Annotated in this window: 1 protein-coding gene; it reads left to right on the forward strand. The window is 64.1% G+C overall.

Going from position 1 to position 273, the window contains the following annotated elements; genetic code table 11:
- On the forward strand, positions 1 to 197 hold a 197-nt coding region (locus ABG80_RS22625), incomplete at its 5' end, for a hypothetical protein (RefSeq protein WP_058087080.1).
- Between the last annotated feature and the right edge of the window lie 76 nt (positions 198 to 273).

The raw sequence follows: 273 nt of genomic DNA on the forward strand, positions 1-273 counted from the left end.
TGATGACCACTGAGACGGTGAGGGCCTTCTACGGGATCGTAGCTGCTGGCCCGGATGTTGACACGCCGCCCTGGCTGTTCATCCTGGCCAGACACATCGACGCCTGGGACAAGGCCTCGCAGGCCTACATGATGGCTGTGCATCAGCATGCTCGGCCTGTCCTCAATGACATGGAGCGCCTCTCCGCGTCGAAGTAAGCCGGGGGGCTGGGGGACACCCCAGTGAGCCCGAAGGGCGTTGCAGAGGGAGGGGTACCCGACCGGTCCACCTTCA

Source organism: Aquabacterium parvum, assembly GCF_001447195.1.
Lineage (GTDB): Bacteria > Pseudomonadota > Gammaproteobacteria > Burkholderiales > Burkholderiaceae_C > Aquabacterium > Aquabacterium parvum.